Annotated in this window: 12 protein-coding genes; all 12 read right to left on the minus strand. The window is 59.8% G+C overall.

The annotated features are described in order from the left end of the window. Positions 1-9: 9 nt before the first annotated feature. The 12 genes from B5V00_RS02095 to B5V00_RS02155 all read right to left on the minus strand — a co-directional run bounded on the left by B5V00_RS02095 (position 10) and on the right by B5V00_RS02155 (position 15,843). A complete protein-coding gene (locus tag B5V00_RS02095; protein WP_085009043.1) occupies positions 10-822 on the minus strand; it encodes a MotA/TolQ/ExbB proton channel family protein in 813 nt (270 codons plus the stop codon). Positions 823-1,166: 344 nt separating this feature from the next. After that, positions 1,167-1,418 (minus strand): hypothetical protein, encoded by a 252-nt coding sequence (locus tag B5V00_RS02105; RefSeq protein WP_085009047.1) that lies wholly within the window; start codon positions 1,416-1,418, stop codon positions 1,167-1,169. Beyond that, positions 1,415-3,811, minus strand: a complete 2,397-nt coding sequence (locus B5V00_RS02110) for an SUMF1/EgtB/PvdO family nonheme iron enzyme (RefSeq protein WP_085009049.1) — start codon at positions 3,809-3,811, stop codon at positions 1,415-1,417. Before B5V00_RS02110 ends, B5V00_RS02105 begins: the two co-directional genes overlap by 4 nt. Then, on the minus strand, positions 3,808-5,310 hold the full coding sequence (locus B5V00_RS02115; protein ID WP_139800620.1) for a tetratricopeptide repeat protein: 1,503 nt from the start codon (positions 5,308-5,310) through the stop codon (positions 3,808-3,810). The genes B5V00_RS02110 and B5V00_RS02115 overlap by 4 nt, the downstream gene beginning before the upstream one ends. Further along, entirely contained in the window at positions 5,291-6,556 is a 1,266-nt protein-coding gene (locus B5V00_RS02120) for a YajG family lipoprotein (RefSeq protein ID WP_085009053.1), read from the minus strand. The genes B5V00_RS02115 and B5V00_RS02120 overlap by 20 nt, the downstream gene beginning before the upstream one ends. Further along, a complete protein-coding gene (locus tag B5V00_RS02125) occupies positions 6,549-7,418 on the minus strand; it encodes a hypothetical protein (RefSeq protein ID WP_085009055.1) in 870 nt (289 codons plus the stop codon). The genes B5V00_RS02120 and B5V00_RS02125 overlap by 8 nt, the downstream gene beginning before the upstream one ends. A 194-nt stretch (positions 7,419-7,612) precedes the next feature. Continuing rightward, the gene (locus B5V00_RS02130) at positions 7,613-8,266 is read right to left on the minus strand and encodes a response regulator (protein WP_085009057.1); all 654 of its coding nucleotides are present in this window, start codon (positions 8,264-8,266) and stop codon (positions 7,613-7,615) included. 99 nt (positions 8,267-8,365) lie between these two features. Beyond that, positions 8,366-9,763: a sensor histidine kinase gene (locus tag B5V00_RS02135; protein WP_085009060.1), complete on the minus strand. Its 1,398-nt coding sequence runs from the start codon at positions 9,761-9,763 to the stop codon at positions 8,366-8,368. Between the two features lie 408 nt (positions 9,764-10,171). Continuing rightward, positions 10,172-12,205, minus strand: a complete 2,034-nt coding sequence (locus B5V00_RS02140; RefSeq protein WP_139800621.1) for a hypothetical protein — start codon at positions 12,203-12,205, stop codon at positions 10,172-10,174. 202 nt (positions 12,206-12,407) lie between these two features. After that, a complete protein-coding gene (locus B5V00_RS02145; protein WP_085009064.1) occupies positions 12,408-14,057 on the minus strand; it encodes a putative manganese-dependent inorganic diphosphatase in 1,650 nt (549 codons plus the stop codon). Then, the gene (locus tag B5V00_RS02150; RefSeq protein ID WP_085009066.1) at positions 14,047-14,901 is read right to left on the minus strand and encodes a DUF3108 domain-containing protein; all 855 of its coding nucleotides are present in this window, start codon (positions 14,899-14,901) and stop codon (positions 14,047-14,049) included. Before B5V00_RS02150 ends, B5V00_RS02145 begins: the two co-directional genes overlap by 11 nt. Before the next feature lie 3 nt (positions 14,902-14,904). After that, the gene (locus B5V00_RS02155) at positions 14,905-15,843 is read right to left on the minus strand and encodes a calcium/sodium antiporter (RefSeq protein WP_085009068.1); all 939 of its coding nucleotides are present in this window, start codon (positions 15,841-15,843) and stop codon (positions 14,905-14,907) included. Positions 15,844-15,969 lie beyond the last annotated feature (126 nt).

Here is a 15,969-nt window from a genome sequence, read left to right on the forward strand (position 1 = left end):
GGCGCCGTTTCAGGGAATCGGCCGGGTACGCAACCGGTTGACCAGGTTCTGCTGGCACCAGGATTCGGTATCGAGAGTCAGGCGTTCCTGCCGCAACTGCAGCTGGTGGATGAAGAACATCAGGATAATGCTCAACACCAGGGCAACGAAGGTTGAATTGAAAGCCACGCCCAGGTTCCGGGTTACCCCGCTGATATCTCCTTCAACAGCGCGATGCGCCTGGCCGAGGGCGGCGCCGATACCGCGAACTGTACCGATAAAACCGACCGAGGGAATGGCCCAGGCGACATAGCGGATGATCGACAGTTCCGAATCGAGGCGGTCGTCATGGGCTCCGCAGCTGTCCCGTACCGCGGTCGCGGTGTCCTGGATATTGCCGGTGGCGGCGAACCGCCGAATCGCCGTCAGCAGGGTCGTCGGCAGCAGCAGGCGACGGTTCTCTTCCGGCAAGGCCTGCAGCCGCAGGATCAGTCCCCGGGTATCTTCCGGGCCGATCGGCATATCCACCGGCAGCTGCAGCAGATCCTCCTCCAGCTGGATCCGCTGACGTCTGACCGCCACTCCCTTGTAGGCGAGGATCGCCGCCGCCCAGAAGAACAGCACCAGGCAGGCTTCCTGCTCGTAATCGCGCAGCACCACGTAGAAACTCTGCTCCTGTACCGCGTCCGGCTGACGCGCCAGCCGCTGCTGCTGCGCGGCCAGAAAAGCCTCGGCCCGCGGCCGGATCAGGGCGACATAGAAGCCATGCACCAGGATGAAGACGATCAGCAGACTGAAAACCTGGTAGACCATCTCGGTGGGAAAATTTCTGCCAGCAATCATGGTTGTCATCCTCGAAAAAGTGAAAGTTGTCTCAAGCAGAGTGTTGAAACGTCAGGGTCCCCGGGCTGAGAAAAAATGTCCAGATGCAAGGCGTCCGCATCCCCGCGGAATAAGGCGTACCGGAAGGTACGTCGTTGACGCGGGGGAAGGAGAACGCGGCAGATGGGCGTTTTTGCCCGGCCTAGGAGGCTGTTGACTATACAGGCTGAAGCGAAAATTCGAGCGTTTGAGACCAGATTTCGGCTCGATTGCAGCCTCATAGCAGTGGCTATGGGGCAAAATAGAGCTGGGATATGGGCCGAACGCGCGGATTTGCAGCCAGTCCATGGATACTCAACAGCCTCCTAGATGTCCACAGGGAAAGGCACCACGCTGTCCACCCGTATCTCCTCGCTGGGCTTGTACGGTCGCGGCCAGGAGGGAGCCTTCTTCTGTCGCTGTTTCGTTTCCGGGTGCTGCCCGTTTTCCGGACGCGGCAACGGTTTTTCGCTTACGGCTCCGGTCCGGGTCCCGGGTTTCGATCCTTTTTCTTCGGCCGAAGCAGAGAAGGGGGGCAGCAGGCACAGCAGCAACAATAGAGTGATAACGAATTTCATCGGGCGTACCTCACGAAACGGAAACCGATATCGTCCTCCGGCTTACGACTGTAGCGCCGATAACTGAAACGCAGCTCGGTAATGCCGGCATCACGCCAGCTCGACCCCCGAACCACGTGATGGGCTCCCGCCGCAGGACCCAGCGGGTCGACATCCCCCTTGGAAGGAGCGGTCGGCTGGACAGCATAATAGTCGTGGCACCATTCAGCGACATTGCCGCCAAGGTCCCGGAGTCCTGCCGGGTTGGCCGGAAAACTGCCGACCGGCGCGGTCAGGGGAAAATTGTCACGATAGTGATCCAGGACCACCGGCAGCAGCGACCGGGCCGACGCATCGGCAAAATTCCCGGCAGGCGTGGTCGGCGGGTAACGTCCGCTCCAGGGGTAGCGGGCCGATTGCCGCCGACCGGCCATCCTCGCCGCGTAGGCCCATTCCGCCTCACTGGGCAGCCGGTAGCCGATTCCCCGGGGTTGCACTGCACTCAGCCTGCCGTTTTCTTCCCGGTAATACGGCGGGAGTCCGTCCTTTTTGCTGAGCCAGTTGAGAAAACGGGCGGCATCCTCCCAGCTGAGATTGACCACCGGATGGTCATCACCATCCAGGGAACGGCCGCGGAACATCCCCGATTTATGATTGGCCATGAACCGGCGGAACTCCTGGTTGGTGACTTCCCGTACAGCAATGTAGAAGGGCCGTTTGAGCGTCACCTGATGTTGTCGTTCGTTGGCGCGACGGCCGGCTTCACGGCGGGACGCACCCATCTGAAAGGGAGCGGGGCGAACCAGAACCAGCTCCTGTCCAAGGGCGGTTTTGATCCGGGACGACAGGGACGCGCCCGCGGTTCCGGAGGATGGCCCTTTTCTGCTGAGGGTGAGATCAAGCCGGCGGCTGTAGGCGGAGTTCGGGGTCACCTCGCGGGTGAGACTCCGGCAACCGGCGGCCCGCAGTTCCAGTTTGTGCGACCGGGTGGTCAGGCGGAAACGACCGACTGAGCGCTGCTGTTTTCGTCCGTCGATGAAGAGTTCGGCATCCGGCGGATCGGCGTTGATGAAGACAACACCGTATTCCGGTTCAAGCCGAATATCCAGAACCCGTTTCTCTGCCGCTTCGAACTGCATCCTGACGACGCGGCTCCGATAGCCGGCGGCTGTCAACCGCAGTTCGTGTTTCCGCCCGCTTTCCAGGGACAAAGTCAGCGGCGTCCGACCGGCAAACCGGCCGTCAACCGCGACCGTCACGCTGTTCGGCACCGAGTTCAGGGACACGCTTGCGGGGGCGGGCTGCAGTCGATAAACGGGGGGAGCGAGATCCCGCCCGGCTTCAACAACAAGCGTGGCTTCAAGGGGGATGAACTGCTCCTCGGCGAACTCCAATTTCCGCTGTCCCTCGATCAATTCCAGTTCCAGCGGCGTCCGACCCCGTGGCCGACCGTCAACACGCACCATCGCCCCGGCGGGCTCGGTCCTGAGGCGGACCCTGGCCCAGGCCGGTTGCAGATCAACGCGCAGGTCCTGCCGCTTGCCGCCACCGGCGACCAGCAGCTTCTCCTCACGCAATCGGTAACGGGGATGTTCGAAACGCAGCAGGTGCTCACCCGGCGGAATCTCTATCCCCGGCAGAGGCGTCGTCCCGATCGGGGTTCCATCAACCCGCACCGTCACTCCGGGAGGATGGCTGACAACCCTCACCACCCCCGGCAGACGCTCCAGGGTGAACCGGTAACGACGGTCACGGCGGATCTCTATCGATTCATCCAGCGGCCGGTAGCCCTGTTTTTCAGCATGCAACCGATAACTGCCGGGGATCCCGAGATAGCCGACGCCAAACCGGACCACCGGCGGGAACCCGGAGATATCCAGGGACTCCGGCGTCGGGGTCACCTCGACCTGAAACGGCACCGCGGCCAGAACGAACAGGGCGACGGCCAGCAGTACCCCGAACAGGCCGGCCAGAACCGCCCGCAGTCGTCGCGGTGAGCGTCGGGCCGGTGTCGGTGGCGGGAGTGGAATTTCGACGGCCGTCCCCGCCCCGACCGACAGCGGCGGTGAAACCACGGGAGGATCCGTCGCGGACGCGTCGATTCGCGAAATCATAACCTGCAGTCGTTGCCCTGAGATCCGCCAATGAATCAACGACTCTCCGCAACGGCTGATATCGCCCGACTTCAGCCATACCGAAGCACGCAGCGGCTCATCATTATGAAAGAGTCCCGCCGCGGTTTTGACCGGCTGCAGGTAAAGATGGCCGTCGGACTCTCCCACCTGGGCGAGGACACCGGTGTCGCCCGGCAAGCGGATATCGGCATCCGGGCCGCTACCGACAACCAGCGGCAGCTCGGTCTCCGCCAGTTTCGGTTCCTGGTTCGGGGCATGAATTTCAATCAGACGGCTCAAATCGGTTCCTCGCAGCGCAAGGTAAAATGTATCGGGCCGGAACCGGGGCGCACCTTCAGCACCCGGCGGACATCGCGATAACCGTCACGACTGCCGACCACCGTATAATCGCCGGTCCGCAACACCAGCCGCTGCCGTTGGAACCGCCCGAGACGACCGACATGATAGATAACGACCTCGGTCTTCCCGTCGGAGGTGAAGAGCACCTCGACCTCGGCCTCGGCCTCGTGGATCAGTTTTTTCAGCCCGGCCAGCTGTGTTTCCAGACGAGGCCCGGCAGGCGTGATTCGGGATGCCCTGTCCAGCAGTCGCCGGGCCGCCGCCAGGGGGCCTTCTTCAAACAGACGATCAGGAACGGCCAGTGTCTGTGCCAGCTGCCGGTCCAGTTCAACCCGCCTGCCGGTCCTCTCCCGGCAGGCATTGGCAAAGGCGGCGGCCGGGTCGAGTTGCAGAGCCCGGTCGCAGGTTTTCAGGGCTGCTTCCCATTCTTCCTTCTCTTCATGGGCGGCCGCCTCCCGCCGCAACTGCTGCAACCGCGCCCCCAGCCGCGCCTGCGTCAGCTGCCGCCGAAGATCAGTGACGGTCGCGTCATGCGGCTTCAGCCTCTCAGCCCGCGCCAGGGCCTTGCCGGCTGCGGCAAAACGGTCTTCGGCCAGGGCCTTGAGAGCCCGGCTCACAAGCTGCTGAAACTGCTCTTCAACCAGGGCCGCCTCGACCCGCGACAATCCTTCCCGGGCCGGAACAAAGCGGGCATCAAGGGCCAGTGCCGCAGTGTACGCATCACGGGCCTCCCGGAGACTGCCGGCGGTCTCCTGTCTCCGGGCGGCAGCGGTCAGCTTCAACACTTCCGGCAACTGTCGTGCCCGCTGCAACCCGTCCCGGGCCACGGCATTCTCCGGATCGAGGCTCAGCACCCGACGGAAAGCGTTGTCGGCCGTTTCAGCATCCCCTCCCTCCAGGGCCCGCGTTCCACGTTCGAGAGCTGCTGTCAGAAGCTGTGGTTTATCTTTCAGCAGGGCATCCAGCCGGGCTGTCGCCGCGCGGCATTGCTTCCGGGCGCCCACCCACTGCCGGTCACCGGCCAGACGTTCACATTCGGCGGCCGCTGCGACCGCCGCGCGATAGGTTGCCCCGCCCCAGGAGGAGACATCCTCGGCTTCGGCGGCCGCCTGTCTGGCCAGCCACGACTGCAGCAGCCGCTCCGTCTCAGGATCCTTTCCTACGGCATCTTCCTGCCCCGCAGGTGTCCCGGGAGCAACAACCGGCGTCTCGGAAACAGAACCGGACACTGGCGGTTCAGGCGCTTCTGGCGACTCTTGCAGCCGCGGCCAGAACAGAACCAGCAGGACACCGAGCAGCAGCACCACACCCAGCCCCAGGACCAGCCGTCCCCCCGACCCGGCGGAACGCCCCCCTCCCTGCTCCGCTCCCGCAGGCGGAGCAGGTTCGACGGGCGGTGTCGGGCGCGCCCGCTCTCTGTCAGGGTTTGAATTCTCCATCACCATTCCGGACAGCTTTCTCCGTTGCTTGAGGACCTGGTTTTTCCCTGTCGGCATCGCTGGTTACCGGCAGGCCGGTTTCCGATCCATAGATCGTCCGCAGCAGGGAGCGCCATTGGGCGTACTGCTCTTCCGCGGAACCGGTCAACCGAACGGTTTCACCTTCCACCTCCACCACCAGCGGTTCCGCCTCGGCGGAAAAAGACGTACTTAATTCCGCGATGGCGTCACGGTGAATAATCGTATCCTTGCTGCGTTGAAAACCGCTGTAAACAGCGGCCGCGCCGCCCATGATCATGACATCCGGCAGCGATGAATTCCCCAGGCTGTTGTCCCTGGTGCTGAGCAGCACCCCACCGGCGATGGCGGCAATGCCGAGCAGTTTTCGGGTCAGGGCTTCCTTTTCCACCTCGCGCATGGCCGCAACCTCCTTGCCGTGTTCCAGGCGCCAATCGGCATAGGGCTGCCAGAGATCGCGGTAATAGGCATCATAATAGTCGTTGATGGTATCGACCAGCATGGCGTCCCGCCCCAGAACGGCCCGAATCCGACGCAACATGGGGTCGTCCGCGGCCGGCAGGCGGCGAATCCGGTAGAGTCCTTCGCCATCTTGTTCAAGATCGCCGGCAAAGGCATCGGGAGCCATTTCAGCGGCAAAACGAAGTTCGGCAACCCGGCGGATATTCTGCAATTCTTCAGCTGTCAGATGATTGCGGTAGACCACCAGGTCATTGGCGATGGTCGTGTAGGTATCCTGGAAAGCGTCCTTCTTTTCCGGCACAATACCGGCATAATCCGCCGGTCTGACATTTTCCGAATAGGTCTTTTCAAACCACTGCACACCGCGGGCATCCGTGGCCCGAATCTTGAGCGCCAGGTGCTCACCGTCGGAGTAGCGGATGGTTCCCTCCACCCGGACATCAGCGTTTCCCTCACCGGGGACAACCCTGACCGCACCCCAATAACCGCTGCGCTGCATGGTGTACTTGAGATGGACCGGCATGAACCGCTCTTCCGCCCGACGGATCTCCTCGGACAGGCCGAGCCGGGTTTTCTCCTTTTCACTCAGTTCGGCGGAATCGAATACCGAGATCGTCACGTCAAGCAGTTCGCTGTCGGCCAATTCGGCGGCCGCCATCATCGGCCGGGCCCGGTCCGGTACATTCCCCATGCCGGACGCGCAGCCACCCAGCAGCAGCACGGCAATCCCCAGGATCAGCCAGATGGAGAGCCGGGGGCTAGTCACTTTTCACCCCGCCTTTGTATTTCCAGTACTCTTCCCAGAGTTTCCGCTGCAATTCCGGGTCAGGCTCCTTCTGCGCCGCTTCGCGCAGCTGGCGGGCGACAATGTCGTCATCCTCCGGCGGGGGCAGTTTTCTTCCACCGCCGAAACCGGGTTGACCGGGACTCGCAACGGGGCCCTGACGCTCAGCGGATGCGTTTTCCGCGGCTTTTGCCGTCCGTCTCCCGCTGGCAGAGGTGACATCAGCTCCACCGGCACCCTCCTGCCGTTCACTCACAGAAGCTGTCGTCTGTCCCTCTCCGGCAGCTTGCTGACCGGTCGAATCGGCAGCGGACCGACTCCCACCGGCCCCACCACTCTCCCTCCGTTTCGGCGTTCGGGTGGCGATTTTCGCCTCTTCCTTCGCCAGCATCTCATCGAACTCTCCCAACGCCTCAAGCAGTTTGTCATCGAGTCGCGCGGTGCGCTCGGCACGGGTCAACGCCGGAGCTGAAGCGGAGGGCGTGTCCGTTCCGACAGGTCGTCCCCCGTAACGAGTCGCGGCCGGGCATGGCAATCGTTCCAGTTCCGTCAATGCCCCCGCCAGATAAAGCTGCCTGCAGTAACTGCTGATCCGGGTATTCAGGTAGGCGGTAAAATCAAGAGAATCCATCCGTTCGGAGCTGGTGGGAGGGAGTGTGGCAAGCGCCTCAACGACCGTTTTCCGGGCACTGTCAAGGGCCAGAACACTGCTCACGATCGACGCGACCCGGTCCTCCGCGGCAGCCTGGCCGACAGGCTGCAACCAGGGGACCGGCAACAGCAACAGGGCGAAACCGCAGAACAGCAACCGGGCCCTGTTCAGGATGACAGCATTTCGTTTCATCTCCGCTCCACTCTCCCGTTCAGGTCACAGTATACCCGAAGCGGCGATGAAATGAGGATAAAAATGAGTGCAAGTTACCGAACTGAAAAGGTTTCGGTGAAAACCAGGTGGTCAGTAAAAAAGCCGGATTCAGGGTGCCGGAAGGTACGTCGCTGACGCGGGAGAAGGACAACGCCGCAGATGGACGTTTTTCATCAGCCTGTCAGATGCTTGATGATGACATTCAGGCATTGATTCACCTTTTCGCCCTCGGCGCTGAGGCCATAATATTTCTGTCCGTCCTGATCGACAAGACCGTTTTCCTTGAGAACCTTCAGGTGAAAATTGACCTTGGTATGATCGTCGATGCCCAGCTCACGGGTCAGATCCATGAACCGGCGGTGGCCGCCTTTTTCTCCCAGCAGCATCAGGATCTTCCGGCGCAGGGGATTGGCCAGGGCGTTGAAGGTGCTGTCGGTATCGAGAACCGTCTTGCAGGCCTTGAACCTGGCTTCTTCCAGAACTCTTCTGATCGTCGACACCAGCACCGTGGTCCGAAACGGCTTGGTCAGGTAGTCGGCAGCACCACGACGCATCGCCTGAACGGCATTTTCCACCGTGGAAAACGCCGTAATCATCACCACCCGGATATGCGGCTTCTGCTGCTGGATCAAAAGCAGCGCTTCCAGACCGCTGAGGCCGGGCATGACCATATCCAGCAGGACCAGGTCAAAATCCCTGCTCTTTACAAGCTCAACTGCCGCACGACCGTCCGCAGCGGCAGTTACGGCGAATCCCTCATCGTTAAGAACCTCGCTGAGATTTTCGCGCAACTCCCGGTCATCATCGACGATAAGGATACTTTGCATAGCGTCAATTATCCTGATTTCGCAAGAAAGCAAAAGAGTGGTCGGCTAAGCAAAAAACATCAGCAGCAACGCTGCTGCAGGTGAGTTTGGACAACGCTATCATTCTTCCCCACAGGGGAACTGCAGGCGAACCGTCGTCCCCTCGCCTTCCCTGCTGCTGATGAGGACTTCGCCGCCATGCAGTTCCATGATGCCGAAACAGATGGCGAGGCCAAGTCCGGTTCCCTTGCCGATCTCCTTGGTGGTGAAAAAGGGATCCATAACGAAATTGAGATCTTTTTCACTGATACCTGAACCCTGATCTTCAATGGTGCAGACGACCATGCCCTGTTCAACCCGGGTTCTTACCTTTATCCCGCCACCCGGTTCAGAAGCCTCCATGGCATTCATCAGCAGGTTTAGCAGGACCTCTTCTATCTTCCAGGGGACGCCCTGAATTTTCGGGATCTCCCCCGGTTCAAATTCAAAATCGTACAGATCCTGGCGGCTGCCGATCAATTGAAAGGTTTTGTGGACAACTTCATTCAAGGAAAAGGCGACAAATTCCGTTTCCCGGTTGTGGGAAAAGAACAGCAGTTCACCGGCAATTTTCGCCGCCCTTTCAAGGTTACGCTTAATCGCGTCAATCCTGGTTTGACGGGTCGTATCGAACCGGCCCTCCCGGTTCAGGTCTTTCTCCAGCATCTCGACATTCAACAGAACCTTAGCCAGCGGATTGTTGATTTCGTGGGCAATGCCGGCGGAGAGCTTCCCCAATGCCACCAGTTTTTCGCTCTGGGTGAAGCGCTTCAACTGAGCCTGAATCTTGGCTCTTCGTTCAACATCGAAAATCTGCAGGGCACGGGTGATACCGAATAAAATCAGCAATGCCGCGCAGGCACGAAAAAATTCTATCGGAACCCCGCCAAGATTCCACCCGGACGGGAAGATTCCGGTAAAGAAGCCATACAGCAGAATCGCGTATCCAGCGTAGGCCAGGTTCTTCGCCCCCCGACGGCTCAGAGATTCAACCGAAGAACTGTATTTAATCAGACCGACCCCGGAAAGAACGGCACCGGGAAAACCGATGAAGTTGCGCAGGTAGAGATCAAAATGAGCGTAACCGCGTTGGAAATACCCGATCACGATGGGGCCGAGACCGACCATGGCCACCAGAAAAACGATGAGCATCCAAAGCTTCCTGCTGCGGGAGTTCCACAGCAGCAGTTCCAGACCGAACCAGAACAGCAGTCCGAAGGAGCCGCCCAGCAGCAGAATGCGGCCGGACAGCAGGTAGGCGGACATGGGGCCCTGAATGAAATCAGGATTTTCCCTTATGAACAGCTCGAACCATTCATTCAGACCGTGCAGATAGGCAAACAGGGCGAAGACCCAGAAGAATTCGGCCACCTTGAGGTCGCTGGCGCGCAGATTTCTTGACGTGATGCTGGCACCGATCATGAAGAAGACCAGTCCATAAAACAGGTAGAGAATAAAATAACCTGCCTCGGCATTCATGAGCCGGATACTCCCGTTGGTTGAGCATAAACATGTTCCGAACTTGTAAACCTTTCAAATTCTTATAACAATGCCTACACCGAATGTCACGCCTTGCCGGCAAACCTCGCCAACAACATCTTAGGTGTCGACATGGACCGGGATCATCAGCGATTCATCTGTAAACACCTGAATCATTGAGCCCCTTGTCGACGGATAGCACAAGTCATTGTCCTGCCTGAGCTTTCCAAAAATCACCAGCGAACCTATGGGTGCGCTACAGATTTTTGAAAAACCTGTTCAGAACACGCACTTGCACTCTCCATCCAACAGTAACTCACGGATTCAGGTAAACAGAAAAATAGCGTTCCCGGAAATTCCGGGAACGCTACTCGTTTTCATTGAAGGTTCAGAACTCCGTCAACCACATTACAGCGGGGCACTCAAGCTGTGGCAACTGCCACAGGTGTTGGTGTAAGGAACCGGCATCGCGTTGGTTGTGGATGTGTCAGCCTTGGTCGGCACATCCAGCAGGTGCGAACTGATATCGTTGTGGCGATAGGTGGTTCCGGAAGCCCCGACCTTACCGACGGGATCACCGGCGCCGGACTTGGCGTTCTTGGTGAAATGACACTGGATGCACATGGTCGTTGCGGGCATCGCTGTTGTTCCGGTTTTGGCTTCCATGTGAGCCTGGATATCCGCGCCCTGGGTCGGATGGCAGCCGGCGCACAGGGTGTTGTCGGAGGTGCCGCTGAGCTGGTGCCGGTCGGTTCCCGGAGCATGAATTTCATGGCAGTCGACGCAGGTCTTGAGGGCGCTGCCATTGCGGTATTTCACCGTCTTGATGAAGTCGGTGTACTGCTGGTGATGCGACTTGGAATGCAGTCCGTCACCCCACATCGAGCCGGAGTTGGCATCATCGCGGAAGGTGTAGTTGGCCAGGTAATCGGCCCTGCTGCCACCCGGACGCAGCATCTCGTTAGAGGTGTTGAGCGGCTGGTCGGTATGGGTGCCGAAACTGTTATTCCCTTCCGGACGGCTGTGGCAGCGGCCGCAGATCATCGTCACCCGCGAAACGGAGAGATTGTTCGGGTTGACGATGGCAACCCCGTTGCCGCCGGCGGCCTGATGCTCGGAACCCGGGCCATGGCAGGTTTCGCAACCAACGTTCATTTCCTCAGCCTGCCCATTCAGCGGATTGATGGTCCCGTTCGGATCCGCCACCGCCGTGGCCGTGAATGTGCCGTTGGTATTCTGAACAACCTGGTAGCCGTTGTAATGGCAGGCGGCACAGTTGATGTCGAAGCTCTTGTCATCATTGGGGAGCGTGAGAGTATCGGTGGCCACATCGTACCAGCGGTCCATGTGATAGTCGCGGTACTGCTTGCGGGTCCGGTCGCCCGAAGAGTCATCGCCGCTGGCCTGATACTGCAGCGGCAGCATATGCAGGCTGTCAGAGCCGTCAGCTGCCAGGTAGCGCTGCTTGTAGACGCCGCCGCCATAAGTCATGACAGCCTCGATCGTTGTCGGGCTGGCCGGGTCGGTGGCATTCAGGACATTGGTGATCTGCATCATGTACTTGTTCGTGGTCGAATCCTTGTACAAGCGCACGGTCGCGTAAACGGTATGCCCCACTCCCGGATCGGTCATCTGGGTCTGGAACTTGTCAAATCCGCGGGTGGCATCGTAGTCATAAAAATAAACCGTCGTGCCGCCGCTGGTGATATCACCGGCGGTGAACATGTCAACACCGGCCATGTAATTGTAGATGCCGTCATTGGCGTCGAACCGGGTCAGGTCCTGCAGGCCGCTCGGCGAGCCGATATTCATGATGCCGTGCTTGTGCGCCGTCTGCATGACACCACTCTTGTCCGGAGCATCGGTCCCGTCGTGACAACTCAGGCAGGCGCTGGAACCGATATAAGTGGCCGTGGCCGACGGTGTCGTCGACAGCTCAACGGCCGTCACCTTGTTGTTCAGGGACGCACCGGTCACAGCGTTACGGCAGAGACTGCCGCCCGGGAGATGACTGCTGTCGGCCGTGTCGGGAGCCACATAGATGAAAAACTTGTCACTGGCGGCGGTCGACAACCCTTTCAAAACAGCCTTGCCGCTGGCATCGGTCACCGCGGTTACATAGTTGGCAACACCACCGCTGGTGGGAGTGAAGTTGCCGTTGACCAGATCTTCCAGGGGTTCATCAACGTTCATCGAAGCGGGAGCGTAGTCGCCGTCCGCCTGCAGGGTAATCGGCTGGGCCGAGATTTCGGTCACATCAGCCGCAGGGATGGCGAAAACCGTCGCGCCTTCCACGACGTTCCCGGCCGTATCCGTCACCTTGACCGTTGGCTGAATGGCCGGAGCGTTATCACTGTCGCTGCAGCCGAAAAGCAGAAATACACTCGTCGCCGCCAGAGCGACATAAACCCAGGACCTCCACATCCTTCCCTGTCTTGTCATAACGCCTCCTGTCATACGGTTAGGTGTGCGCGTTATCTTGCCGACGGACCTGCGGTCTTCAGGCAGGATGACACAATGATGAGCCTAATCTTAACAGGGGCGAATTATTGGTCCAGATAAATTAAAAATATTTTTACTCTTTTTTTGTGGACTTTATTTCACATCAGGACGATTCCGGTAAGGATTAGGAGACGCGGTCCGGCTAGTCCTGGAGAACCTTCAACAGATGCGGGACCAGCTGTTTCTTGCGGGAAAGGACGTTTTTCAGTTCGTAGAGATTCTCTTCAAGGCGGGGATAGCCGATGACGTAGGGTAATTGCGGATCCCCGAGAGCCAGCAGCAGACTGGTGCCGCGGACAATATCACTGACCAGCAGGCCGATGGTTCCAAGGTCGCGTTGCCGACGGATTTCAGCAAGGGCCTGCTCGATCTCATCCTTGAGGTCGTAAAACTCGGCGAAATTGACCACTTCGACCTGGCCGATACCGAAGCGTCGATCACCGGCGGAAAATTCCTTGAAGTCGGACAACACCAGTTCCCGGCGGCTGGAGAAACCGGCCAGGGAGCTGCCGGCCTGAAAAATTCGTTGCCCGAATTCGACCGGATCGAACCCCGCCAGCGATCCGAGCCAGTCGGCCAGTTCCCGATCGAGGTCGGTGGTGGTCGGCGACTTGAAGATCACCGTATCGGTCAGCAGCCCGGCCAGCATCAACCCGGCAAAAGCCGGTTCCGGATCAATCCCGGCCTGGCGGTAGAGAGTAGCGACAACGGTACAGGTACTGCCGAGAGGCTGGTTGACAAAACGGATCGGCTGATCGGTATGGAAGTTGCCCAGCCGATGATGATCAATCACCTCGAGGATCTCAACCTTGTCGGCCCCGGGAACCGCCTGGGACAGCTCATTGTGGTCGACCAGGATCAGTTTCAGCGGCGAAGGGGCCAGCAGGTTGCTCTTGGTGGCGATGCCGCGGACCCGGCCGTCACCATCAAGAACCAGGGCGCCGGGCTGGTCACTGTGCACCAGCTTGAGACGCAGATCCTCGACCTTGTCCCCCAGTTCGACACTGAGAAATTGGCCGTCAACAAGTTCTCCGACCGGCGTAGCCAGTCGGCTCAGCCAGGTGCCGGTCGCGGTGTCGAACCCGGTCGACAGCACCGTCACCTGCCGCTGCCGGGCCCGCTCGACAATCTCCTCGGGGACCGGACAGCCGCCGGTGACCACCAGGACCCGCACCCCGACCTCGACCGCCTCCCGCTGCACGCTCTCGCGGTCACCGGTGACCAGGATCATCTTGCGCGGGTCGCGGCCATGGATTTTCTGATGCAGGGTGTCGGTCGCCATGGCACCGACGTAGAGATTCAGTTCTTCCACCCGGGATGGGTCAAAAGAGGTCAGATCCCGGGCCTGCAGACAGGCTTTCAGTACCGCGGGAGAGGTCAGCACCCTTCTGATATCAGCCTCGCGGCGCGGCACCAGGAAACATTCGGTGACCCGTTTCAGCACCAGCAGCCCGAGCGGCGCCCCGTCCTCGTCAACGACCGGCAATTGACGGATGCCATGCAGGTGGAACAACTCCATCGCCCGTGACAACGGAGCGTCGGCGCCGATGGTGACAACATGATCGCCGATCACGTCCGCCACCCGCGGATAGACATCGTTCAACAGCCTGGGCAACGGCAATGACAGCTGTTCGAGGATAAACTCGGTCTGCCGGTTCAGATGACCGGCCCGGGCCGGTTCAACACCGGACATCCCCTGGCGCTGCCGCAGCCGCGCATACGCCATGGCACTGCAGATCGAATCGGTATCCGGATTGCGATGACCGATAACGTAAATACGTTCATTGGACATTGTTTGATCCTTTGATCCGGGTTCCCCTGACATCTCCCATGCCGAGCACCTTTTCCACCACGCCGCCATCGGGAACCCGGTCGGCATTGAACCAGACATAGACCTTGCCGCCGCCGGTCTTGAAAACCTCGGGATCAAGAGTCACCCGGCAGAGAACATCCCCCTCGGGAATCTTCAACTTTTTCGGCCATTCACTTCGGGTCAGCACATCAATGAGGATTTCGGAGGGCCCCTTGCGGGTGAACGTCGGGATTCTCACATTGCGCCCCGGACGCAGGGGGCCGTAATAACCGGCGCGGAAGTTGTAAAACGCGGCCAGGATATCCTGCGGCTGCTCACCTTCAGCCATCGGCAGCGACTCCCCGCTGCTGATCTCGCCATTGCGCTCAACGCTGACCTCCACCAGGCGATCAACGTAGTTGAAAGTATAGATTTTGGTGCGGCCGCGACGTTTCCTGCCCTTCCCTTTGAAGATCGTTGACGAATGACTGATGGTCAACAGCCGACCGTCCTCACCACGGCGCAACAGGGACTCATAACGCTGCAGCCGATCCCGGGTCAGCCAGGCCGCCAGACCGAGTGTCTTCGCTTCGAGTACGGCGCGATAACGTCCCGTCTCTTCGGTGGTGACGAGACTGAGTTCTCCACTGGCCAGACGATCGAACCAGAGAAAGGCGATATCGAATGACTGGCGTTCCCCCAGCATCCGGTCTAGAGGATCCGGATCAGCGGCAACGACCGGCGCCGGTGATCCGAACCCGGTTTGCGTCGTCATGACATCGGCCGACCGAACCGGGGCGGCCATGACCAGGAAGATCCCCAGCAACAACAGGATTCGCGACATGCCCTACCTCCAGAAAACCATCCCGATGAAGAGAACATAACAGACCAGCAGCAGCAGACCATGCAGCCGGTTGAGCCGGCGCCCCAGGCAGATCAGCAGCAATCCGGCACTGAAAGCGATCATCACCGGCAATTCAACCCACAGCAGCGTGGGCTGAACCGCCAGCGGACTGAACAGCGGACAGAGGCCGAGAACAAAGAGGATATTGAAAATATTGCTGCCGATGACATTGCCGATCGACAATTCCATCTCACCCTTCCAGGCGCTCATCAGCGAGGCGGCCAGCTCCGGCAGGCTGGTTCCCAGGGCGACCACGCTGATACCGATGACCAATTCCGAAATACCGAAATGACGGGCAATGGTCATTGCCGACCGAACCATCATCTCGGCACCGATACCGAGCCCGATGATACCGGCGACAATCAGCAGCAGGTCGCGCCCCCGACGCGCCTGTTCCTCGCGCACCCGGTCCGTATCCACCCGTTCCACCTGACCGCTGCGGGCACTGCGCAGGCAATAGCCGAGAAAACAGCACAGCAGTACCAGCAGCACCAGACCGTTGCCCGCGGAAATCATGCCGTCAAAACAGAAGGCATACAGCAGCAGCGAAGAACCGATCATGAACGGCAGTTCCCGCCTGATGACGCTGGGAGCGACGGTCATCGGACAGAGCAGTGCGGCCGCGCCGAGAATCAGACCGATATTGGCGACATTTGAGCCGACAATGTTGCCGACCGCCAGATCGGCCGAACCGCGCATGGCGGCGACCAGCGAGACCAGCATCTCCGGCATGCTGGTGGCAAAAGCAACCACCGTCATGCCGATGATAAGCGGACGTATCCCGTAGGAGAGAGCCAGCCTGGAGCTGCCGTTAACCAGAAAATCGGCACCGAAGTAAAGCATCAGCAGTCCGGCCAGAAACAGCACTGAAGCGAGCAGCATAAAAAAAATCTGTCCTTGGTCAATAGCGACGTTGTGCTCCGGTCAACCATCCCGGAAATGGCGCAAGTTTACTGTCTGCAGGCACCCAAGTCGAGAGCTTATTTGTCCTCACCAGCATCCATTCCT

The sequence above is a fragment of the Geothermobacter hydrogeniphilus genome, from assembly GCF_002093115.1.
GTDB lineage: Bacteria > Desulfobacterota > Desulfuromonadia > Desulfuromonadales > Geothermobacteraceae > Geothermobacter_A > Geothermobacter_A hydrogeniphilus.

Bases quoted from the DNA above. Each gene is read 5' to 3' on its own strand.
- B5V00_RS02095 (WP_085009043.1), bottom strand. From the start codon at position 822: ATGATTGCTGGCAGAAATTTTCCCACCGAGATGGTCTACCAGGTTTTC.
- B5V00_RS02155 (WP_085009068.1), bottom strand. From the start codon at position 15,843: ATGCTGCTCGCTTCAGTGCTGTTTCTGGCCGGACTGCTGATGCTTTAC.
- B5V00_RS02115 (WP_139800620.1), bottom strand. From the start codon at position 5,310: ATGGAGAATTCAAACCCTGACAGAGAGCGGGCGCGCCCGACACCGCCC.
- B5V00_RS02135 (WP_085009060.1), bottom strand. From the start codon at position 9,763: ATGAATGCCGAGGCAGGTTATTTTATTCTCTACCTGTTTTATGGACTG.
- B5V00_RS02145 (WP_085009064.1), bottom strand. From the start codon at position 14,057: ATGTCCAATGAACGTATTTACGTTATCGGTCATCGCAATCCGGATACC.
- B5V00_RS02130 (WP_085009057.1), bottom strand. From the start codon at position 8,266: ATGCAAAGTATCCTTATCGTCGATGATGACCGGGAGTTGCGCGAAAAT.
- B5V00_RS02140 (WP_139800621.1), bottom strand. From the start codon at position 12,205: ATGACAAGACAGGGAAGGATGTGGAGGTCCTGGGTTTATGTCGCTCTG.
- B5V00_RS02105 (WP_085009047.1), bottom strand. From the start codon at position 1,418: ATGAAATTCGTTATCACTCTATTGTTGCTGCTGTGCCTGCTGCCCCCC.
- B5V00_RS02150 (WP_085009066.1), bottom strand. From the start codon at position 14,901: ATGTCGCGAATCCTGTTGTTGCTGGGGATCTTCCTGGTCATGGCCGCC.
- B5V00_RS02125 (WP_085009055.1), bottom strand. From the start codon at position 7,418: ATGAAACGAAATGCTGTCATCCTGAACAGGGCCCGGTTGCTGTTCTGC.